Source organism: Agrobacterium sp. DKPNP3 (genome assembly GCF_052686535.1).
Window position 1 is genome coordinate 1 of sequence record NZ_JBQYSN010000062.1, and the last position, 19,829, is coordinate 19,829.

Consider the following 19,829-nt stretch of genomic DNA (forward strand, 5'->3'; position numbering starts at 1 on the left):
GGCCTCCGTCTTTGCGGTGCAATGCGAGCGGCTGATCAGCGCCACAGGCGACGCGCCGCGTTGGCGGGCCCGGATCGTCTCGCGCGCGAGGATCGCGCCATCGCTGGAAATGGTAAGCTTTTCGGCAGCCTCGTCCATGCCGGTCCATGCCTGCCCACGGCAGGGCGCATAAACGACACCGGCCACCGGAGCGCCATTGCGGATGAGCGCGATGTTGACGGTGAAGTCGTCCTTGCCGGATATGAACTCCTTCGTGCCGTCCAGCGGATCGACAAGGAAAAACTCCGCGCCGGTCTCCGGCAGGATACCGCTTGAGACGGCCTCTTCGGCCACCACGGGGATCTGCGGAAAATGGAGGGCGAGGGCTTCCAGGATGATGGTCTCGGCGCGCTGGTCCGCCTCGGTGACGGGAGAGCAGTCGTCCTTGTAGGAAACATGCGGCCCGGCGCGGTGCACCGCCATGATCGCCTGGCCCGCGTCCAGCGCCGCTGTCGTCAATATGTCGATCATCTCTGCCGTCACCATCCCACCTGGGGATTTCATCTTCTCCATCTTCGCTACTCTTTTGTGTGCGACGCGTCAAATGACGGTCCGAACAAAGCTTATATAGGGAGAATAAAGCCATTTTTTCAGCAAACCCTGCTGAAATCCTAGCATTGTTGTCAGCGAAAAGGGCAGCTTGTGTGGAAATTCCAAATTTTGTGCAGGATCGCCCAATTTTGACTTCACATTTTTAGCGAACACGATATGCATTTCGACGGTGGGGATCTGTCTGACAGGGCACCCTATAACGAACATAACGAGGCGTGGTCCATTCGAGGCCGTGCCCGGGGGAAAAACATGGAGTATTTTATCCAGCAGCTCATAAACGGGCTGACTCTTGGATCGATCTACGGCCTTATCGCAATTGGCTATACGATGGTCTACGGCATCATCGGCATGATTAACTTCGCCCATGGCGACATCTTCATGCTCGGCGGTTTTGCCGCGCTGATCGTTTTTTTGATCGTGACAACCTTTGTCGCCGGCATTCCGGTGGCGCTTCTTCTGCTTTTGATGATGGTCGTCGCCATGCTGATGACCGGCCTGTGGAACTGGGTTATCGAGCGCGTTGCCTATCGTCCGCTCAGAGGCTCGTTCCGCCTCGCGCCGCTGATCACGGCGATCGGCATGTCGATTGCGCTGTCCAACTTCATTCAGGTCACGCAGGGCCCGCGCAACAAGCCGATCCCCTCCATGGTGACGGACAGCTACCATTTCGGCGCCATAACCGTGTCGCTGAAGCAGCTGATCATCATGGTCGTCACCTCGGTGCTGCTTTTTGCCTTCTGGTATATCGTCAACAAGACGCCGCTTGGCCGCGCCCAGCGCGCCACCGAGCAGGATCGCAAGATGGCGGCCCTGTTGGGTGTGGATGTCGACAAGACGATTTCCATCACCTTCATCATGGGTGCGGCGCTCGCTTCCGTCGCCGGCACGATGTATCTGATGTATTACGGCGTTGCCTCGTTCAACGATGGCTTCATTCCGGGCGTCAAGGCCTTCACCGCGGCCGTTCTCGGCGGTATCGGCTCGCTGCCGGGCGCCGTTCTCGGTGGTCTGCTGATCGGCCTCATCGAGTCGCTCTGGTCTGCCTATTTCTCCATTGCCTATAAGGACGTTGCGGCGTTCGGCATTCTGGCATTCGTGCTGATCTTCAAGCCGACCGGTATTCTCGGTCGTCCGGAAGTCGAGAAGGTTTGATATCATGGCCAACATCGCTTCCGAAAATAACGCTTCCGGCCCGAGCCTTATGGCGACAGCCGTCAAGGAAGGCATCATTGCGGGCGTCGTCTCGCTCGGCATGTTCATTCTGTATGTCGGCATCGTCACCTATCAGGACATCAACAACCAGCTGATCTGGGGCACGCGCTGGGGTCTTCTGTCGATCTTCGTCGCCGTTGCCGCCATCGGCCGTTTCCTCATGGTCGGTTTCATCAAGCCGTCCATCGATCGTCGCAAGCTGGCCAAGGCCAAGAGCGGCGTGCTGGAAATCTCCGAGGAGAAGGGCTTCTTCCACAAGCACTTCCTCAAGATCGCGCTTGTGCTGCTGCTTCTCTACCCTGTTATCGCCGTGCAGCTTTTCGGTTTTCAGGGTTCGCTGAAGTTCGTCGACAATTTCGGCATCCAGATCCTCATTTATGTGATGCTGGCCTGGGGCTTGAACATCGTCGTCGGTCTCGCCGGCCTTCTCGACCTGGGTTACGTGGCTTTCTACGCCGTCGGCGCCTATTCCTATGCGCTGCTGTCGAGCCATCTCGGCCTGTCCTTCTGGGTGCTTCTGCCGGTTGCCGGCATTCTGGCGGCATTCTGGGGCATCATCCTCGGTTTTCCGGTGCTGCGCCTGCGGGGTGACTATCTGGCGATCGTGACGCTTGCCTTCGGGGAAATCATCCGCCTCGTGCTGCTCAACTGGACGGATGTCACCAAGGGCACGTTCGGTATTTCCGGTATCGCCAAGGCCTCGATCTTCGGCATCTGGTCCTTCGATGTCGGCGCCCCGAACAACTTCGCCAAGGCCTTCGGCCTTTCGATGTCCTCGGCCTATTACAAGATCTTCCTGTTTTACGTGATCCTGCTGCTCTGCATGCTGACGGCCTATGTCACCATCAAGCTGCGCCGCATGCCGATTGGGCGTGCGTGGGAAGCGCTGCGTGAGGATGAGATCGCCTGCCGTTCGCTCGGCATCGATACCGTCATCACCAAGCTCACCGCCTTTGCGACGGGCGCGATGTTCGGCGGCTTTGCCGGTTCGTTCTTCGCCGCGCGTCAGGGTTTCGTGTCGCCGGAAAGCTTCGTCTTCCTGGAATCGGCCGTTATTCTCGCGATCGTCGTTCTCGGCGGCATGGGTTCGCTGACGGGTATCGCGATTGCGGCGCTCGTCATGGTCGGCGGCACGGAACTGCTGCGTGAAATGGAGTTCCTGAAGCATGTCTTCGGACCGGATTTCACACCGGAACTCTATCGCATGCTGCTCTTCGGACTTGCCATGGTCATCGTCATGCTGTTCAAGCCGCGCGGCTTCGTCGGCTCGCGTGAACCGACTGCCTTCCTCAAGGAGCGAAAGGCCGTCTCCGGCAGCTTTACCAAGGAAGGTCACGGTTGATGGCCTCCGGAACGACAACAATGGCACCCAATGTAACTGGCGATACGATCCTCAAGGTCGAGCATCTCTCCATGAAGTTCGGTGGTCTGATGGCCATCAACGACTTCTCCTTCGAGGCACGGCGTGGCGAGATCACGGCGCTGATCGGCCCCAACGGTGCGGGAAAGACCACGGTCTTCAACTGCATCACCGGCTTTTACAAGCCGACGATGGGCATGATCACCATGCGCAGGCAAGATGGCGAGACGCATCTTCTGGAGCGTCTGGCGGATTTCGAAATTACCAAAAAGGCGAAGGTGGCCCGCACCTTCCAGAACATCCGGCTGTTTTCGGGTCTTACCGTTCTGGAAAACCTGCTGGTGGCGCAGCACAATGCGCTGATGAGAGCCTCGGGCTATACGATCCTTGGCCTTCTCGGCCTGCCCGCCTACAAGCGTGCGGTCGCAAGTTCGATCGAGAAAGCCAAGTATTGGCTGGACAAGGCAGATCTGACCGATCGTGCCGACGACCCTGCCGGCGATCTGCCTTACGGCGCCCAGCGCCGTCTGGAAATCGCCCGCGCCATGTGCACGGGGCCGGAACTCCTGTGCCTCGACGAGCCCGCCGCCGGCCTGAACCCGAAGGAGTCGCTCGCGCTCAACACGCTTCTGCGCGGTATCCGGGACGAGGGGACGTCGCTTCTGCTCATCGAACACGACATGTCGGTGGTGATGGAAATCTCCGACCATGTGGTGGTTCTCGAATATGGCCAGAAGATTTCCGACGGCACGCCGGACCATGTGAAGAACGACCCGAAGGTCATCGCCGCCTATCTGGGTGTCGAAGATGATGAAGTGGAAGACGTGATTGCGGAAGAACTCGACGGAGGAGCGGCCTGATGTCCGGTGAACCGCTTCTGAAAGTCCAGGGTGTCGAAACCTATTACGGCAATATCCGTGCGCTCGCGGGTGTGGATGTCGAGGTCAAGAAAGGTGAGATCGTCAGCCTGATCGGTGCCAACGGCGCCGGCAAATCGACGCTGATGATGACCATCTGCGGCAGTCCGCAGGCGCGGGCCGGCCAGGTGATCTTCGACGGTGAAGACATCACCCAGCTGCCGACCCATCTCATCGCGCGCAAGCGCATTGCCCAGTCACCGGAAGGCCGGCGGATTTTCCCGCGCATGACGGTGCTCGAAAATCTGCAGATGGGCGCCAATCTCGATAACCTGAAATATTTCAAGGAAGACGTCGAGAAGATCTTCGAGATGTTTCCGCGCCTCAAGGAGCGCCAGAGCCAGCGCGGCGGCACGCTTTCGGGTGGTGAGCAGCAGATGCTGTCCATCGGCCGTGCGCTGATGTCGCGTCCGAAGCTCCTGCTTCTCGACGAGCCATCGCTCGGTCTTGCGCCCTTGATCGTCAAGGGGATCTTCGAGGCGATCAAGAAGCTGAACCAGGAAGAGGGCCTGACCGTCTTCCTCGTGGAGCAGAACGCCTTTGCGGCGCTGAAGCTTTCCGACCGCGCCTATGTGATGGTGAACGGCAAGGTGACGATGAGCGGAACGGGCAAGGAATTGCTCGCCGACCCGCAGGTTCGCGCAGCCTATCTCGAAGGCGGGCGGCACTGAAAGATTTTACTTGCGCCAGACGTTTTGCGGCGCAAGATTACGAACAGCGACCCGCCGCAGCCTTGGCGCCAGGCGGCGGGTGGCAAACAATAAAAGCCGGCCGGCAAACGGCGGGATGACAAACAAGGCGGGGCGAGGGTGTTACACCTGGCCTGATGGGGAAAGAAATGCAGGGCCTATTTTTCGAAACGGATAACGGCGTGCGCTATGTTTTGCGCGCATTGGTTGTTCTCTTGGGTTTCTGGACGGCATGGCGCACGGGCAAATCCGTCGCCGATGGCTGGGGCGAATATCCGCGTGTGGTCATCTACACGCTGGCTCTTGGGCTGGTGATGCGCTTCCTGCATTTCGCCCTGTTCAATGGGCCGTTCATCAACGGCTTCTATTACGTGCTTGACGTCGTTCTACTTCTGGTCTTTTCCAGCATCGGTTTCCGCATGCGCCGGACAAGCCAGATGGTCAATAACTATTATTGGCTCTATGATCGGACGTCGTCATTTTCCTATAAAAAGAAGAATTGACAGCCGGGTTCTTCCGGCGTCACTAATACTCGTCAGAGTGGAACGGTTTCCTGTTCAGTGAAGGTGGGTACTGAACGGGTCTTTGCAATCAACCCCATCCAAGGAACTGGGAGTAAAGTAATGAAGAAGTCTCTTCTTTCCGCTGTTGCGCTGACCGCCATGGTCGCGTTCAGCGGTTCGGCCTTCGCCGATGTTGTGATCGCCGTCGGCGGCCCGCTGACTGGACCGAACGCTGCTTTCGGCGCTCAGCTTCAGAAGGGTGCCGAGCAGGCTGCAAAAGACATCAATGCCGCTGGTGGCATCAATGGCGAGCAGATCAAGATCGTGCTGGGCGACGACGTATCCGACCCCAAGCAGGGTATTTCGGTTGCCAATAAATTCGTTGCCGACGGCGTGAAGTTCGTTATCGGTCACTTCAACTCCGGCGTTTCCATTCCGGCGTCTGAAGTTTATGCCGAAAATGGCATTCTCGAAATCACGCCTGCTGCAACCAACCCTGTTTTCACCGAACGCGGCCTGTGGAACACCTTCCGCACCTGCGGCCGTGACGACCAGCAGGGCGGCATTGCCGGCAAGTATTTGGCCGACCACTTCAAGGACGCCAAGATCGCCATCATCCACGACAAGACCCCCTATGGTCAGGGCCTTGCCGACGAAACCAAGAAGGCTGCAAATGCCGCTGGCGTCACCGAAGCCATGTATGAAGGCGTCAACGTCGGCGACAAGGACTTCTCTGCGCTGATCTCCAAGATGAAGGAAGCCGGCGTTTCCATCATCTACTGGGGCGGCCTGCACACCGAAGCCGGTCTGATCATCCGTCAGGCGGCTGACCAGGGCCTTAAGGCAAAGCTGATCTCGGGTGACGGTATCGTTTCCAACGAACTCGCTTCCATCGCCGGCGACGCTGTCGAAGGCACGCTGAACACCTTCGGCCCTGATCCGACGCTGCGCCCGGAAAACAAGGAACTTGTCGAGAAGTTCAAGGCTGCCGGCTTCAACCCGGAAGCCTATACGCTCTACTCCTACGCAGCTATGCAGACGATTGCAGAAGCCGCAAAGGCCGCCGGTTCCGTGGAGCCTGAAAAGGTTGCCGAAGCGCTGAAGAAGGGCACGTTCCCGACAGCACTTGGCGATATTTCCTTCGACGAAAAGGGCGACCCAAAGCTTCCGGGCTACGTCATGTACGAATGGAAGAAGGGTCCGGACGGCAAGTTCACCTACATCCAGCAGGGCAGCTAAGCCTCTCTGTGACACCCAATCGAAGCCCGGCAGCAATGCCGGGCTTTTCTTTGCGCGACGGCCGCCACACTGGAGACATGAAGGCAGGAGACAAAGCCTCCCGGAAACTGCAATGAGGGGTGGCAATGACGACGAAACGGATCGTGTCTCTCCTTCTTGGTCTTGCCATGCTGGCGGCGGTGCTCGGCGGTGGGCATCTCTTCAGCAAATCCCGGACGACGCAATTGTTCGGCGAAATCATTGCAAGGGTCGAGACGCCGAAGCCGGTGGTGGCCCTGACATTCGATGACGGGCCCTCGGTGCGCTTCACGCCTGAGGTCCTGACGATCCTGAGGGAACGCGGCGTGAAAGCGACCTTTTTCCTGACGGGCAAGGAAACCGAGGAAAATCTGCCGCAGGCTCGGATGATCGTCAGTGACGGCCATCAGATTGGAAACCACAGCTATACGCATTCCAACATGGCCTTGATGGGACCGGCGCTGGTCGGGGACGAGATCGAACGCACGGATGCCGCCATTCGGGCTGCGGGCTACGAGGGCGAGATCATGTTCCGCCCGCCCTATGGCAAGAAGCTGTTCGCCTTGCCGTTGTATCTTTCCCGGCATGAGCGGAAAACAATCATGTGGGATGTCGAGCCGGAATCCTATCCAGATATAGCCGAGGATGCAGCCGCACTGGCGAAGCACGTCATCGAGCACACGAAAAACGGCTCGATCATCATCATGCATGTCATGTATCGCAGCCGCGAGGCCTCGCGGCAGGCCTTGCCGCTGATCATCGATGGATTACGTCGACGCGGGTTCGAGTTCGTGACCGTGTCGCAACTGGTGGAAAATCGCTAAGATCGCTGCGATCAGTCCAGCTGCTCCAAAATGAAGTCGGCACGCTCGTCGACGCCCGTTTTCGGAAGGACGACGGTCTCATAGTCAAGAGCTTGAAAATCCCTGACGAGACGATCGTATTCGGCCACGGCCGAGGCAAAATCATGCCGACGCTCCGTGTCTGCCCGATAGATTTCCGGCCAGGGCGGGGTAAGGAAGACCAGCCTGTTGTAGCGATGTTCGCGGCGCAGCGTTTCGATGAAGGGGTCACCGCTGGCCTCGCGTAACGCCGAGGCGGCGTCAATCAGGCCGCGATCGAAGAAGACGGTGCCGTGCTCTGGCGCATGCTGCCTGTCTTCGAGCGCTACGGCGATGGCCCTGCGTGCAAAGGCTTCGAGGTTTATCCAAGGCAGTGCGGTGCCACTGGTGCGGGTTTCTTCGATGACGATTCTGCGGCCGGGTTCCTCGACGGTGGCGTAACCGCGCCGGGCAAGTTCTGCAAGAAGCGTGGATTTTCCCCCGCCGGAGCAACCGGAGAGGATGATGAAACGGTCCATGGGCGTACGTTCCTGTGGTGGGGTTCAGGGCAGGGGGTGGTGATTTTTTTGGAAGGGGGGTGCCGCGCGTTTCTTCTCCCCGCCGGGGAGAAGGTGGCCCGAAGGGCCGGATGAGGGGGCAAGCTCCCTGTTTTAGCGCGACCCTCGCCCCCTCATCCCGCTGCCGCGGACTTCTCCACGGCGGGGAGAAGAAACAGGGGGTCAACGCTCGTTCAACAAGCAGGATTTGCGTATTCGAGCGGGAATGTGTCGGAAGATATTACCATAATACGGCGAGTCGTCACCCCTGATGCAGAATATGCGCCGCCTTGACCGCGGCAGAGGCGCGGTTTTCCACGCCGAGCTTCACATAGATCTGTTCAAGATGCTTGTTCACCGTTCGGGCAGACAGGCCGAGAATATCGCCGATGTCACGGTTGGATTTGCCCTTGGCGATCCACAGCAACACTTCGGATTCCCGCGTCGTCAGCGCGAAATGCTCTTTCAGCAGATGGTCGTCCGACTTCTCGTTGGCGGCGGTCAGGCGGAAGAGATGTTCATCCGGGCCCATGGCGCCAAGGAAGGAAAGCTGCAGGGCGGAGCGTCCGGCCTGGGTGATCGTCAGCGGTGCATCGCGGCCGGTCTCCGATGCTGCCCTTTCGCCGAGCCAGCGGCCGATATGGCTGACGACGATGTCCATGCCGTCATCCCGCCCGGTCGCGGCATTAACGAGCCGCGTCGCCTGCGGGGTGGACCAGTGGATGGCCCCGTTTGCGCGCACGGCGAGCAGATGGCGTCCGGCGGCATCAAGCGCGACCCGGGCGCTTTGCGCCGAGCGGGCATTGGAAAGATGGACGCGGATGCGGGCGCGCAGCTCGTCGATATTGATCGGTTTCGTCAGATAATCGACACCGCCGGAGTCCAGCGCCCGCACGACATGTTCGGTCTCCGTCAGGCCGGTCATGAAGATAACAGGCACCTGCGCCACCGCCGCATTGGCCTTGAGGCGTCGGCAGGTCTCGAAACCGTCCATGGTGGGCATGACGGCGTCAAGCAGGATAATATCGGGCGTGATGCGCTCGGCGATGTTCAATGCAGCCTGCCCAGATGTGGCGATGAGGGCCGAGAAGCCGGATTGCTCCAGCGCATCGGTCAAGAAGCCCAGCGCTTCCGGGCTGTCATCCACCAGCAATACAATATCTCTCGGGGCCGCCGCCTGAGCGCTCATGCCTTGAGGTCTCCCCTGTCACTGTCTTCGAACCGCTTGAGAAAATGTGCGTAGCCCGCCAGATCGAAAGCCTGCACATAGGCGCCGAGCTCCTGCGTGAAGGGCAGGTTTTCCGTGTTGCGGGCGAGATCGGCGAGTTTCGCTTCGATGCCGCGTATGTAGCCTATTTCGCCCAGCCGCTGCAAATCCTGGATGTGGATGGCGCCCGGATTGACGATCTCGGCAGGCGGCCGCGGCTCCGGCGCGGGCGGCAGATCGGTATCGTAAATCCATGTCAGCCCGAGATGCACGGCGAGCCTGTCGCAGAGATGGCGGATATCGACGGGCTTTGCGATGGCGTCGTTGTGATTGTCATCGCCGGCGCCCGCGACAGTGCCGTCGCCGATATTGGCTGAGAGCATGATGAGCGGGGCCGTCTGCCCGGCCTCGCGCAGTTTCGTCACCAGCTGCCAGCCGGTCATGCCGGGCATGGAAATATCGATGAGGAAGAGATCGGGCTTCACCCCTTCGATGAGGGTGAGACATTCGGGGCCGGATTGCGCCGTCAGCACCACGAAATCGAGCGGCGAGAGGACCTGCCGCATCAGTTCGCGGTGATCCTCGTTGTCGTCGACCACAACGATGGTACGGCGCGGGCCGGAATAGGAGCGGATCGTTTTTTCCGGCGCCGGCGCCGTGTTTGGCCGGTGGACGGCGGATAGCATGAGGCGCACACGGAAGGTGGAGCCCTTATCCTTTTCGCTGGAGACGGAAATTTCGCCGCCGAGCGTATTGGTCAGAAGCCGGGTGATGGTGAGGCCGAGGCCGAGGCCCGGCATGGGACGTACGCTCTCGGCCTCGCCACGCTGGAAGGGTTCGTAAATGCGGGCAAGGTCTCTTTCGGCAATGCCGCGGCCGGTATCGGACACGGTGAAGCTGGCCACCTGGCTGCGGTAACCGACATCGAAGGTGACGGCGCCTTCGTCCGTGAATTTGATGGCGTTGGAAAGCAGGTTGACGAGGATCTGGCGCAGGCGCTTTTCATCGGTGCGCACATATTGCGGCAGAGCGGGCGAGCGGTCGTGGCGGAATTCCAGCCCCTTGGCCTGCGCCTGCGGGCGGAACATATCGACGATCTGGTCGAGGAAATCCTGGATATTGATCTCGTTGGAATAGACCTGCAGGCGGCCCGCCTCGATCTTGGAAATATCGAGAAGCCCGTCGATCAGCCCCGACAGGTGGTCGGCCGAGCGGCGGATGACCTTGATCGCCGATTGCCGGGGAGGGGGGATGGTCTCATCGCGTTCCAAAATCTGGGCGTAACCGAGAACGGCGTTCAGCGGCGTGCGCAGTTCGTGGCTAAGGCCAACCACGTAGCGGCTTTTGGCGCGGTTGGCGGCCTCAGCCGTTTCCTTGGCATCCTGAAGGGCGGCGTCGGTCTTCTTGTGGGCAGCGATTTCCTTCAAGAGCAGCGTGTTCTGGCGCGAGGATTCCTCTTCCGCCACCACCCGGCTGTCATGGGCAAGCACCAGGAACCAGCAGACAATGCCGGCAATGACGGCAAAGACGAAAAACACGATGAGGATGGTGCGATTGACCACATCTGCCGTTTCCGGTGAGGCCGTGCCGACCTGATGCGCGATCATGGCCAATATGCCGCCGATGGTGGTGACCGCAATCGCCGCCGCCATGCCGTAGCGTCCTAGGCGGGTGGCGAGTTTCGCCACCAGCTGTCTCGGCAGGAAGGTCTTGGCGACGGTGGCGACCTGATAGTTCAGCTTTGCCTTCGGCTTGCACATGTCGTGGCAGCGGCTGTCCAGCGAACAGCAGAGCGAACAGATCGGCGCGGCATAGGCCGGACACCATGCCATGTCCTCCGGCTCGAAAGGGTGTTCGCAGATGGAACAGGTGATGCTGCTTTCTGCGCGCCATTGCTGGCGTGGCTTGCGGGCAAGGTAAAATTTGCCTTTGGTGCCCCACGCAATCAGCGGCGAGGCGATGAAAGCGACGATGAGTGTGAGGTAGGGCGCGAGCGAGGCGGCGAGCGGGCCGAAGGTGCCGAAATGCGCCATCAGCGCAATGGTGGCGGAAAGCGCCATGGAGCCGACGCCAACGGGATTGATGTCGTAGAGATGGGCACGCTTGAACTCGATGCCTGATGGGGCGAGGCCGAGCGGCTTGTTGATGAAGAGATCGGCCGAGATGGTGCAGAGCCACGCCATGGCGATGATGGAGAAGATGCCGAGCGTTTCCTCGAGCAGCCGGTAGATGCCGAGTTCCATCAACAGCAGCGCAATGGCCACATTGAACACCAGCCAGACGACGCGGCCGGGGTGGCTGTGGGTGAGGCGGGAGAAAAAGTTCGACCAGGCGAGGGAACCCGCATAGGCATTCATGACGTTGATCTTCAGCTGCGACACGACCACGAAGGCGACCATCAGCAGCATCGCCGCCGTCTGGTTGGGGATCATGTAACCGAAGGCGGTGAGATACATTTGCGCCGGGTCGGCGGCGCGATCGACCGAGACGCCGGAACTGAAGGTCAGCACGACGAGGAACGAACCGGCCAAGAGCTTCGGCACGCCGACGACGACCCAGCCAGCGCCGGCCAAGAACACGGCGATGCGGTGGCGCAGGCGGCTCTGGCCCTCGGCTGGCAGGAAGCGCAGGAAGTCCACCTGCTCGCCGATCTGGGACATCAAAGCCAGGATGACGGCCGAGGCCGCGCCGAACTCCACGAGATTGAAATCCGCCACTGTGCCCGGCGGGCCGGACGCATGATGAATGCCGGCAAAAGCGCGCCAGAGATCGTATTTTTCCCAGTCCATCAAGGCGATGAAGATGAAGGGCAGGATGTTGAGGACGAGCCAGAAAGGCTGGGTGACGATCTGGAAACGGCTGATGAGCCGCACGCCATGGGTGACGAGCGGAATGACCATGACGGCGGAGATGATGTAGCCGATCCACAAGGGAATGCCGAGCGCCAGCTCCAGCGCGCCGGACATGATCGAGGCCTCGATCGCGAAGAGCATGAAGGTGAAGGCGGCGTAGATGAGCGAGGTGATGGTGGAGCCGATGTAACCAAAGCTCGCGCCGCGTGTCAGCAGATCGATATCGACGCCATGGCGAATGGCATAACGGCTGATCGGCAGGCCGACGGCCAACATGACGACGGCAGCGACAAGGATGGCGTAAAAAGCGTTGGTGGTGCCGTAGGAGAGCGTGATGGCGCCGCCGATGGCTTCCAGCGCCAGAAAGGAAATCGCGCCGATGGCGGTGTGGGAAATGCGGTTGGAGGAAAATTGCCGGGCGCTCTTGGCGGTAAAGCGCAGCGCATAATCTTCCAGCGTCTGGTTGGCGACCCAGCGGTTATATTCGCGCCTGACGGGGATGATGCGTTGCCGTGCGGCCATGGCTATCGAGCGCCTTTCCGCAAGGGGCTTCTCACAGCCGCACCGACATGCCGCCATCCACCGTCAGCACATGGCCGTTGACGAAGGAGGCTGCGTCGCTGGCCAGAAACAGGGCCGCACCGGCAATCTCGTCCGGTCTGCCCCAGCGTTCCAGCGGCACGCGCAGCTTGGCGAAGGCCACCATCTCAGGATTTTCGGCAAGGGCGGCATTGGTTTCTGTGGCGAACATGCCCGGCGCAATGGCGTTGCTGGTGATGCCACGCGCGCCGTACTCCACGGCAATCGCCCGCATCAGGCCCGTCAGCCCCTGTTTGGCGACGGGGTAGATCGCATCGCCCGGCCGCACGATGTGGCCAAGAATGGAGGTGATGGTGATGATACGGCCATAGGCCTTTGCCGCCATGGCTTCCGCCGCATCCCGCGACAGGAAAATGGAGGAGGTGAGGTCGGTGCGGATCAATTCCAGCACGTCCTCATCGGTGAATTCGGCAAGCGGGCGGCGGTCGCGTGCGCCGACATTGTTGACGAGAATATCGAGGTGGCCGAGTTCGCTCATGATGCGGTGGACGAGCGCCGCCCCGGCTTTGGTATCGGCAATATCGAAGGCGGCATAATCCGCCTTGCCGCCTGCCTTACGCAACGAGTCGACCGCCTGTTGCAACGTCTCGGCATTGCGGCCGGTCAGCCAGACATGAGCGCCAGCTTCGGCAAAGGCCTTGGCGATTTCAAAACCGAGACCACGGCCGCTGCCGGTGATGATGGCGGTGCGGTTTTTCAGAGAAAATTTGTCCAGAATGCCCATCGCTCACCTTCTTGCTTGACGTGCCGAAACTTCTTGGAGTTCGCGAAGGAAGAATATGCCGCGTGGGGCAGAGAGCGAAAGGTCGCCGTCCGGCCCGACCGTTCGGTGGACAGAAAAATGGCGTCGTCCAGTTCGGGCGACGCCATCAGTTCGATATCAGGCAGCAGCCGACTTTGCGAGCGGCACTTCCGCGATCGTCTTCAGAACGACGGAAGCGATCTGATAGGGGCACCCTTGAGAGTTCGGACGACGGTCTTCAAGGTAACCCTTGTAGCCGTTGTTGACGAAGGAATGCGGAACGCGGATCGACGCGCCACGATCTGCCACGCCATAGGAGAACTTGTTCCACGGAGCGGTTTCGTGCTTGCCGGTCAGGCGCAGGTGGTTGTCCGGACCGTAAACGTCGATGTGCTCTTTCCAGTTCTTGGCAAACGCGGCCATGAGAGCTTCGAAATAGTCCTTACCGCCAACTTCACGCATGTACTTGGTGGAGAAGTTGCAGTGCATGCCCGAACCGTTCCAGTCGGTGTCGCCCAGCGGCTTGCAATGGAATTCGACGTCGATGCCATACTGTTCGCAAAGGCGCAGCAGCAGGTAACGAGCGATCCAGATCTGGTCGGCGGCGCGCTTGGAGCCCTTGCCGAAAATCTGGAATTCCCACTGGCCCTTGGCCACTTCGGCGTTGATACCTTCGTGGTTGATGCCGGCTTCGAGGCAGAGATCGAGGTGCTCTTCAACGATTTCGCGGGCAACCGAACCGACGTTCTTGAAGCCGACGCCGGTGTAGTAAGGACCCTGCGGAGCCGGGTAACCCTGTTCCGGGAAGCCGAGCGGGCGGCCGTCCTGGTAGAAGAAGTATTCCTGCTCGAATCCGAACCATGCATCTTCGTCGTCGAGGATGGTTGCGCGGCTGTTCGACGGATGCGGAGTGACGCCATCGGGCATCATGACTTCGCACATGACGAGCGCACCGTTGGAGCGGGCCGGATCCGGGTAGATCGCGACGGGCTTCAGCACGCAATCGGAGGAGTGGCCTTCGGCCTGCTGCGTGGAGGAGCCGTCAAAGCCCCAAAGCGGCAGCTGCTCGAGTGTCGGGAATTCGTCGAATTCCTTGATCTGGGTCTTGCCGCGCAGGTTGGGGACCGGCTTGTATCCGTCCAGCCAGATGTACTCGAGTTTGAACTTAGTCATTACGAACCTCTCATAGGTAACAATGCGAAGCCTTGAGGCCTCCCGTGGCTTTCACCACCGGAAGCGCATTCGCTTTCAAGGGCTGACACGTTAGATGCATGCCGCGTGCCAGATTGGCGTTATCCGGCGATTTTTTCGAAAATTCTTTCAGCCGCATATTGGTCGGACCGGTGCCGGCTCCTTCATTCTTGCTTCTGTTGCGGCGCAGCACGATAAAACACCCCTCAAGTTTCATCATTGAATCCTGATAGATAGCGCACAGCACCGCGAGACGCGCCATGCTGTAATGCAGCAAATTCAATTGCGCGCGAGGGATTGGCATTTGCCCTAAAAACCAGCGCTTCCGGAATGGTTTTTCTTGTCGAAAGTGCGATTTATGCCTATATTTTTCGCAACATGATTTTTTTTTAATCAAAGGGAGCGAATCCGGCTTTCACGGGTTTGACTTCATGACCAAGTGCTTCGATGCAATCAGAGTGAGATGACCGAAATGGCGACTGGCTTTCATCGTGAGACGGCAACGATCTACCAATTCCCTGTTGGCGGGCGCGCTGGCGTGTCCAAGTTCCGTACTAATGGCTTGAGCGACCTCGAACGCGAGGCAAGAGAACCGCATGTGGATTTTGGCTCCTGGTATCATGACGAGGCGATCCGGGACGAAGAGAGCGACCGCAAGCCGCATTCTTGATCTGAGCCGGTGCTGCGAATTTCTTCTTCCCGAGGGGGAGAAGGTGGCCCGAAGGGTCGGATGAGGGGGCAACCCCTCCGTATATATTGACGCTCGCCCCCTCATCCCGCTGCCGCGACCTTCTCCCCGGCGGGGAGAAGAAACAAGCTGAGGCGTCTCGCTCTGCATATCACCCCACACTTCCCCTGCACCTTTCGCCACCCCGCCTACGTCAATTGACGTATACGGTTTCGCGCCCACGAGATCGATAGTCCCTCCAGCAGCGGCCGAAGATGCCGCTGAGCCTCCACGAGAGGCCAACAAGGAGAGGGGTCCTTCCGATGATGTTCCGCAAGACGCTCAGTGCCGCGCTGCTTGGCGCAATTCTGTCCACCACTGCCTTCCATGGCGCCTTTGCTGCCGATGACACGATCAAGGTCGGCGTGCTGCATTCTCTTTCCGGCACCATGGCCATTTCAGAAACCACGCTGAAAGACGCCATGCTGATGCTCATCGACGAGCAGAACAAGAAGGGCGGCGTTCTCGGCAAAAAGCTTGAAGCCGTCGTGGTCGATCCGGCCTCCGATTGGCCGCTTTTCGCCGAAAAGGCCCGCCAGTTGATTTCGCAGGACAAGGTCGCCGCCGTTTTCGGCTGCTGGACGTCTTCCTCGCGCAAATCCGTTCTGCCTGTTTTCGAAGAGCTGAACTCGATCCTGTTCTATCCGGTTCAGTATGAGGGTGAAGAATCCTCGCGCAATATCTTCTACACGGGTGCCGCCCCCAACCAGCAGGCGATTCCGGCCGTCGATTACCTCGCCAATACCGAAGGCGTCGAGCGCTGGGTTCTGGCCGGCACGGATTATGTCTATCCGCAGACCACCAACAAGATCCTGAAGGCCTACCTGATGTCGAAGGGCGTCAAGGAAGAGGACATCATGATCAACTACACGCCGTTCGGTCACTCCGACTGGCAGACGATCGTGTCCGACATCAAGAAATTCGGCTCGGCCGGCAAGAAGACCGCCGTGGTTTCCACCATCAATGGTGACGCCAACGTGCCCTTCTACAAGGAACTGGCCAACCAGGGCATCAAGGCCGAAGATATTCCGGTCGTCGCCTTCTCCGTGGGTGAAGAAGAGCTTGCCGGCCTCGATACCGCGCCGCTGGTTGGCCACCTTGCCGCCTGGAACTACTTCCAGTCCGTCGATGCGCCCGTCAATGCCGAGTTCATCAAGACCTGGCATGCCTTCACCAAGAACGACAAGCGCGTGACCAACGACCCGATGGAAGCCGCCTATATCGGCTTCAACGCCTGGGTGAAGGCCGTGGAATCCGCCGGCACGACCGATACGGACAAGGTTCTCGACTCGATCATCGGCGTTTCCGTGCCGAACCTCTCCGGCGGCTACTCCACCGTCATGCCGAACCACCACATCACCAAGCCGGTGCTGATCGGTGAAATCCAGGCTGACGGCCAGTTTGAGATCGTACAGCAGACACCGCAGGTGGTGGGCGACGAATGGTCGGATTACCTGCCGGATTCGAAGGATCTGATCTCTGATTGGAGAAAGCCGATGTCCTGCGGCAACTTCAACGTGGCCACGGGCAAGTGCGGCGGCAAGGGTAGCTGATAGGAGCTTGGGTTGAGGGCCGCTCCCTCGTTGGGGCGGCGCTTCAATCGTTGAAAACTGAGCAAGCATGCCCCCCTCTGCCCTGCCGGGCATCTCCCCACAAGTGGGGAGATCGACTCGTAGTGAGGCCCCGCATTTCTCGTCGGTCGAGATGGAGCGACGTAGGTGCACCTTGCCGATCTCCCTCCTTGTGGGGAGATGCCCGGCAGGGCAGAGGGGGGTAAGCCGCATACTCATCGCCAGATAAAATACACGGCCGCCCTAAGGACCCCGACATGACGATCCGATCTTTTCTCGGAGCCATCTTCCTCTGGTTCACCATGGGCATCGCCGCCCAGTCCCTCGCACAAAGCGACCCAAAGGCGCTGATCGACCAGCTCGGCACAGCTGATTTCAAGCAGGCCGAAACATTGATCGGGCAGATTGCCGCAACCGGCGATGCGCGTGTCGTTCCGGCGCTGGAGGCTTTTGCGGCGGGTGATCTCTACGTGCGCAAATCCGACAATCTGGTCTTCATGACCAAACCCGCCGGTTCCGATTTCACCCTGATCGACCCGCTGACGGGTGAAAGCGCCGGCTCGGCGCCGAAGGCGACCGTTACCAAGATCAGGGTGAACAATAATCTACGCCGTGTCATCCGCGCCGCGATGGGCGGGCTGACGCTGCTCAGCCCGGAAAAATCCGTGCGGCTTTCGGCGGCTGACGCGGTCCTGAAAGCGCCAAGCGCTGAAAATCTCGAATTGTTGGAAGCGGCCATATCAAAGGAGACCGATAATGAGGTGCGGACCCGGATGGAGGAGGCGCGGGCTGTCTCGCTGCTCTCCTCCGACCGCCCCCTTGAGGTGAAGAAAGAAGCGATCGCCACCATCAAGGCGCTTGGCGGGCGCGATGCGATCAGCATTCTGATGGCGGCGACGCCGTCGGTCGATCCGAGCCTGAAGCCGGATGTCGACGAGGCGATTTCCAGCATCGAAAGCGCGCTTGCTTTCTGGGATTACGCACAGAATGTCTGGTACGGCCTGTCGCTCGGCTCTGTGCTGCTGCTCGCCGCCATCGGCCTTGCCATCACCTTTGGCGTGATGGGTATCATCAACATGGCGCATGGTGAAATGGTGATGATCGGCGCTTATTCCACCTTCATGGTGCAGGAGCTGATCCGCAGTCATTTCCCCGGCCTGTTCGACTGGTCGCTGGCGATTGCCCTGCCGGCCGCCTTTCTGGTCACGGCCTGCGTCGGCCTCGTCATGGAGCGCGGCGTCATCCGCTATCTTTACGGGCGGCCGCTGGAAACCCTTCTCGCCACCTGGGGCATCTCGCTGATCCTGCAACAGGGCGTGCGCTCCATCTTCGGCCCCACCAATCGGGAAGTCGGCAGCCCGAGCTGGATGTCCGGCTCCTTCAGCGTCGGTTATCTCAATTTCACCTGGAACCGGGTGTGGATCGTCTGCTTCTCGCTGTCCGTCTTCTTCGCACTGCTGGTGCTGCTGAAGCGCTCGGCCTTCGGGTTGCAGATGCGCGCCGTGACCCAGAACCGCCGCATGGCCTCCTCCATGGGCATCCGCACGCCATGGGTGGATGCCTTCACCTTCGCGCTTGGTTCGGGTGTTGCCGGGCTTGCTGGGGTGGCCTTGTCGCAGATCGACAATGTCTCTCCGAATCTCGGCCAGAGCTACATCATCGACAGTTTCATGGTGGTGGTGTTCGGCGGCGTCGGCAATCTCTGGGGAACGCTGGTCGGCGCCCTGTCGCTCGGCGTGCTCAACAAGTTCCTCGAGCCGACGGTGGGGGCCGTGCTCGGCAAGATCCTCGTGCTCGTTCTCATCATCCTGTTCATCCAGAAGCGGCCGCGCGGTCTCTTCGCACTCAAGGGAAGGGCGATCGAAGCATGATTACCGGCTTCCTCCTGCGCGCGCTCGACCGCCGCATTTCCATCGCCATCGGCATTATTCTCGCCATTGCCGTGCTGGTGCCCGCCTCAAACCTGCTGTTGCCGGAGGGCAGCGCGTTCCGCATCCCGACATATATCATGTCGATGCTCGGCAAATATCTGGCCTACGCGCTGCTCGCGCTCGCGCTCGATCTGGTCTGGGGTTATTGCGGCATTCTCTCCCTTGGCCACGCCGCCTTCTTTGCGCTCGGCGGCTATGCCATGGGCATGTATCTGATGCGGCAGATCGGCACGCGCGGGGTCTATGGCCATCCGGTGTTGCCTGATTTCATGGTGTTCCTCAACTGGAAGGAATTGCCGTGGTTCTGGCACGGCTTCGACATGTTCTGGTTTGCGGCGCTGATGGTGCTTGTCGTGCCGGGGCTGCTGGCCTTCGTCTTCGGCTGGTTCGCCTTCCGCTCGCGCGTCAACGGCGTTTATCTCTCGATCATCACCCAGGCCATGACCTACGCCCTGCTCCTTGCCTTCTTCCGCAACGACATGGGTTTCGGCGGCAATAATGGGCTGACCGACTTCAAGGATATTCTCGGCTTTTCCGTGCAGGCCGACGGCACCCGTGCCGTGCTGTTTGCGATGACGGCGGTGATGCTGGCGATCTCGCTGCTGATTGCCTCCGGCATCGTTAATTCCAAGTTCGGCAAGGTGCTGGTGGGTGTGCGGGATGCGGAAAGCCGGGTGCGGTTCCTCGGTTTCAGGGTTGAAAACATCAAGCTCTTTACTTTCGTCGTCTCGGCGATGATGGCAGGCATTGCCGGTGCGCTGTTCGTGCCGCAGGTGGGCATCATCAATCCCGGCGAATTTTCACCCGCCAACTCCATCGAGGTGGTGGTGTGGACGGCGGTCGGCGGGCGCGGCACGTTGATCGGGCCGATCATCGGCGCGGTGCTGGTCAATGGCGGCAAGAGCTATTTCACTGGCGCGTTCCCGGAATTCTGGCTGTTTGCGCTGGGTGGTCTCTTCATCGCTGTCACGCTGTTCTTCCCCAAGGGCATCGTCGGCACGGTGCAGCATTATCTTGCGGGACGACGCGAGAAGCGTGTGGCGGGCGCGGCACGTGAAGCTGGCAACGACAGCGCGGTTGCGCAACAGGCGGCGGAGTAAG

Annotated in this window: 18 protein-coding genes; 11 read left to right on the plus strand and 7 right to left on the minus strand. The window is 60.0% G+C overall.

Annotation, left to right across the window (positions count from 1 at the left end):
* On the minus strand, nucleotides 1-510 hold a 510-nt coding region (locus tag ACUTJJ_RS16640), incomplete at its 3' end, for a 3'(2'),5'-bisphosphate nucleotidase CysQ family protein (RefSeq protein WP_445542845.1).
* A gap of 330 nt (nucleotides 511-840) precedes the next feature.
* Between ACUTJJ_RS16640 and ACUTJJ_RS16645 the strand changes: the two genes are divergently transcribed.
* The 7 genes from ACUTJJ_RS16645 to ACUTJJ_RS16675 all read left to right on the plus strand — a co-directional run bounded on the left by ACUTJJ_RS16645 (nucleotide 841) and on the right by ACUTJJ_RS16675 (nucleotide 7,353).
* Nucleotides 841-1,743 carry a branched-chain amino acid ABC transporter permease gene (locus ACUTJJ_RS16645; protein WP_063948220.1) on the plus strand — a complete coding sequence of 301 codons (903 nt, stop codon included), beginning with the start codon at nucleotides 841-843 and terminating at the stop codon, nucleotides 1,741-1,743.
* Between the two features lie 4 nt (nucleotides 1,744-1,747).
* Nucleotides 1,748-3,145 (plus strand): high-affinity branched-chain amino acid ABC transporter permease LivM, encoded by a 1,398-nt coding sequence (gene livM, locus ACUTJJ_RS16650; RefSeq protein WP_063948221.1) that lies wholly within the window; start codon nucleotides 1,748-1,750, stop codon nucleotides 3,143-3,145.
* A complete protein-coding gene (locus tag ACUTJJ_RS16655; protein ID WP_296068454.1) occupies nucleotides 3,145-4,023 on the plus strand; it encodes an ABC transporter ATP-binding protein in 879 nt (292 codons plus the stop codon). The genes livM and ACUTJJ_RS16655 overlap by 1 nt, the downstream gene beginning before the upstream one ends.
* Nucleotides 4,023-4,751, plus strand: coding sequence for an ABC transporter ATP-binding protein (locus ACUTJJ_RS16660; protein ID WP_063948223.1), 729 nt, complete (start codon nucleotides 4,023-4,025; stop codon nucleotides 4,749-4,751). Before ACUTJJ_RS16655 ends, ACUTJJ_RS16660 begins: the two co-directional genes overlap by 1 nt.
* A gap of 167 nt (nucleotides 4,752-4,918) precedes the next feature.
* The gene (locus tag ACUTJJ_RS16665; protein ID WP_063948224.1) at nucleotides 4,919-5,272 is read left to right on the plus strand and encodes a DUF6867 family protein; all 354 of its coding nucleotides are present in this window, start codon (nucleotides 4,919-4,921) and stop codon (nucleotides 5,270-5,272) included.
* A 120-nt stretch (nucleotides 5,273-5,392) separates the two neighbouring features.
* On the plus strand, nucleotides 5,393-6,511 hold the full coding sequence (locus ACUTJJ_RS16670) for a branched-chain amino acid ABC transporter substrate-binding protein (protein WP_063948225.1): 1,119 nt from the start codon (nucleotides 5,393-5,395) through the stop codon (nucleotides 6,509-6,511).
* Nucleotides 6,512-6,636: 125 nt separating this feature from the next.
* Nucleotides 6,637-7,353 (plus strand): polysaccharide deacetylase family protein, encoded by a 717-nt coding sequence (locus ACUTJJ_RS16675; RefSeq protein ID WP_445542828.1) that lies wholly within the window; start codon nucleotides 6,637-6,639, stop codon nucleotides 7,351-7,353.
* An 11-nt stretch (nucleotides 7,354-7,364) separates the two neighbouring features.
* Here the strand turns inward: ACUTJJ_RS16675 and ACUTJJ_RS16680 are convergent, their stop codons facing one another.
* The 6 genes from ACUTJJ_RS16680 to ACUTJJ_RS16705 form a co-directional block, all read right to left on the minus strand.
* On the minus strand, nucleotides 7,365-7,889 hold the full coding sequence (locus ACUTJJ_RS16680) for an AAA family ATPase (protein WP_445542829.1): 525 nt from the start codon (nucleotides 7,887-7,889) through the stop codon (nucleotides 7,365-7,367).
* Nucleotides 7,890-8,169: 280 nt separating this feature from the next.
* Nucleotides 8,170-9,096 carry a response regulator gene (locus tag ACUTJJ_RS16685; protein WP_445542830.1) on the minus strand — a complete coding sequence of 309 codons (927 nt, stop codon included), beginning with the start codon at nucleotides 9,094-9,096 and terminating at the stop codon, nucleotides 8,170-8,172.
* Nucleotides 9,093-12,488, minus strand: a complete 3,396-nt coding sequence (locus ACUTJJ_RS16690; RefSeq protein WP_445542831.1) for a hybrid sensor histidine kinase/response regulator — start codon at nucleotides 12,486-12,488, stop codon at nucleotides 9,093-9,095. Before ACUTJJ_RS16690 ends, ACUTJJ_RS16685 begins: the two co-directional genes overlap by 4 nt.
* Nucleotides 12,489-12,519: 31 nt before the next feature.
* Nucleotides 12,520-13,290: an SDR family oxidoreductase gene (locus tag ACUTJJ_RS16695; RefSeq protein WP_445542832.1), complete on the minus strand. Its 771-nt coding sequence runs from the start codon at nucleotides 13,288-13,290 to the stop codon at nucleotides 12,520-12,522.
* Between the two features lie 156 nt (nucleotides 13,291-13,446).
* Nucleotides 13,447-14,481, minus strand: coding sequence for a glutamine synthetase beta-grasp domain-containing protein (locus ACUTJJ_RS16700; RefSeq protein ID WP_004443330.1), 1,035 nt, complete (start codon nucleotides 14,479-14,481; stop codon nucleotides 13,447-13,449).
* A gap of 10 nt (nucleotides 14,482-14,491) precedes the next feature.
* Nucleotides 14,492-14,896 (minus strand): hypothetical protein, encoded by a 405-nt coding sequence (locus ACUTJJ_RS16705; RefSeq protein WP_296068474.1) that lies wholly within the window; start codon nucleotides 14,894-14,896, stop codon nucleotides 14,492-14,494.
* Nucleotides 14,897-14,962: 66 nt separating this feature from the next.
* Between ACUTJJ_RS16705 and ACUTJJ_RS16710 the strand changes: the two genes are divergently transcribed.
* From ACUTJJ_RS16710 to urtC, 4 genes are all read left to right on the plus strand, one after another.
* Nucleotides 14,963-15,169 (plus strand): DUF2735 domain-containing protein, encoded by a 207-nt coding sequence (locus ACUTJJ_RS16710; RefSeq protein ID WP_006700348.1) that lies wholly within the window; start codon nucleotides 14,963-14,965, stop codon nucleotides 15,167-15,169.
* Nucleotides 15,170-15,489: 320 nt separating this feature from the next.
* Nucleotides 15,490-16,779 (plus strand): urea ABC transporter substrate-binding protein, encoded by a 1,290-nt coding sequence (gene urtA / locus ACUTJJ_RS16715; RefSeq protein WP_004443324.1) that lies wholly within the window; start codon nucleotides 15,490-15,492, stop codon nucleotides 16,777-16,779.
* A 275-nt stretch (nucleotides 16,780-17,054) separates the two neighbouring features.
* Nucleotides 17,055-18,668 (plus strand): urea ABC transporter permease subunit UrtB, encoded by a 1,614-nt coding sequence (urtB, locus tag ACUTJJ_RS16720; protein ID WP_445542833.1) that lies wholly within the window; start codon nucleotides 17,055-17,057, stop codon nucleotides 18,666-18,668.
* Nucleotides 18,665-19,828 carry an urea ABC transporter permease subunit UrtC gene (urtC, locus tag ACUTJJ_RS16725; RefSeq protein WP_445542834.1) on the plus strand — a complete coding sequence of 388 codons (1,164 nt, stop codon included), beginning with the start codon at nucleotides 18,665-18,667 and terminating at the stop codon, nucleotides 19,826-19,828. The genes urtB and urtC overlap by 4 nt, the downstream gene beginning before the upstream one ends.
* The last annotated feature ends 1 nt before the right edge of the window (nucleotide 19,829 follow it).

Coding starts and splice junctions, on each gene's coding strand:
- ACUTJJ_RS16645 (WP_063948220.1), top strand. CDS start 841: ATGGAGTATTTTATCCAGCAGCTCATAAACGGGCTGACTCTTGGATCG.
- livM (WP_063948221.1), top strand. CDS start 1,748: ATGGCCAACATCGCTTCCGAAAATAACGCTTCCGGCCCGAGCCTTATG.
- ACUTJJ_RS16655 (WP_296068454.1), top strand. CDS start 3,145: ATGGCCTCCGGAACGACAACAATGGCACCCAATGTAACTGGCGATACG.
- ACUTJJ_RS16660 (WP_063948223.1), top strand. CDS start 4,023: ATGTCCGGTGAACCGCTTCTGAAAGTCCAGGGTGTCGAAACCTATTAC.
- ACUTJJ_RS16665 (WP_063948224.1), top strand. CDS start 4,919: ATGCAGGGCCTATTTTTCGAAACGGATAACGGCGTGCGCTATGTTTTG.
- ACUTJJ_RS16670 (WP_063948225.1), top strand. CDS start 5,393: ATGAAGAAGTCTCTTCTTTCCGCTGTTGCGCTGACCGCCATGGTCGCG.
- ACUTJJ_RS16675 (WP_445542828.1), top strand. CDS start 6,637: ATGACGACGAAACGGATCGTGTCTCTCCTTCTTGGTCTTGCCATGCTG.
- ACUTJJ_RS16680 (WP_445542829.1), bottom strand. CDS start 7,889: ATGGACCGTTTCATCATCCTCTCCGGTTGCTCCGGCGGGGGAAAATCC.
- ACUTJJ_RS16685 (WP_445542830.1), bottom strand. CDS start 9,096: ATGAGCGCTCAGGCGGCGGCCCCGAGAGATATTGTATTGCTGGTGGAT.
- ACUTJJ_RS16690 (WP_445542831.1), bottom strand. CDS start 12,488: ATGGCCGCACGGCAACGCATCATCCCCGTCAGGCGCGAATATAACCGC.
- ACUTJJ_RS16695 (WP_445542832.1), bottom strand. CDS start 13,290: ATGGGCATTCTGGACAAATTTTCTCTGAAAAACCGCACCGCCATCATC.
- ACUTJJ_RS16700 (WP_004443330.1), bottom strand. CDS start 14,481: ATGACTAAGTTCAAACTCGAGTACATCTGGCTGGACGGATACAAGCCG.
- ACUTJJ_RS16710 (WP_006700348.1), top strand. CDS start 14,963: ATGACCGAAATGGCGACTGGCTTTCATCGTGAGACGGCAACGATCTAC.
- urtA (WP_004443324.1), top strand. CDS start 15,490: ATGATGTTCCGCAAGACGCTCAGTGCCGCGCTGCTTGGCGCAATTCTG.
- urtB (WP_445542833.1), top strand. CDS start 17,055: ATGACGATCCGATCTTTTCTCGGAGCCATCTTCCTCTGGTTCACCATG.
- urtC (WP_445542834.1), top strand. CDS start 18,665: ATGATTACCGGCTTCCTCCTGCGCGCGCTCGACCGCCGCATTTCCATC.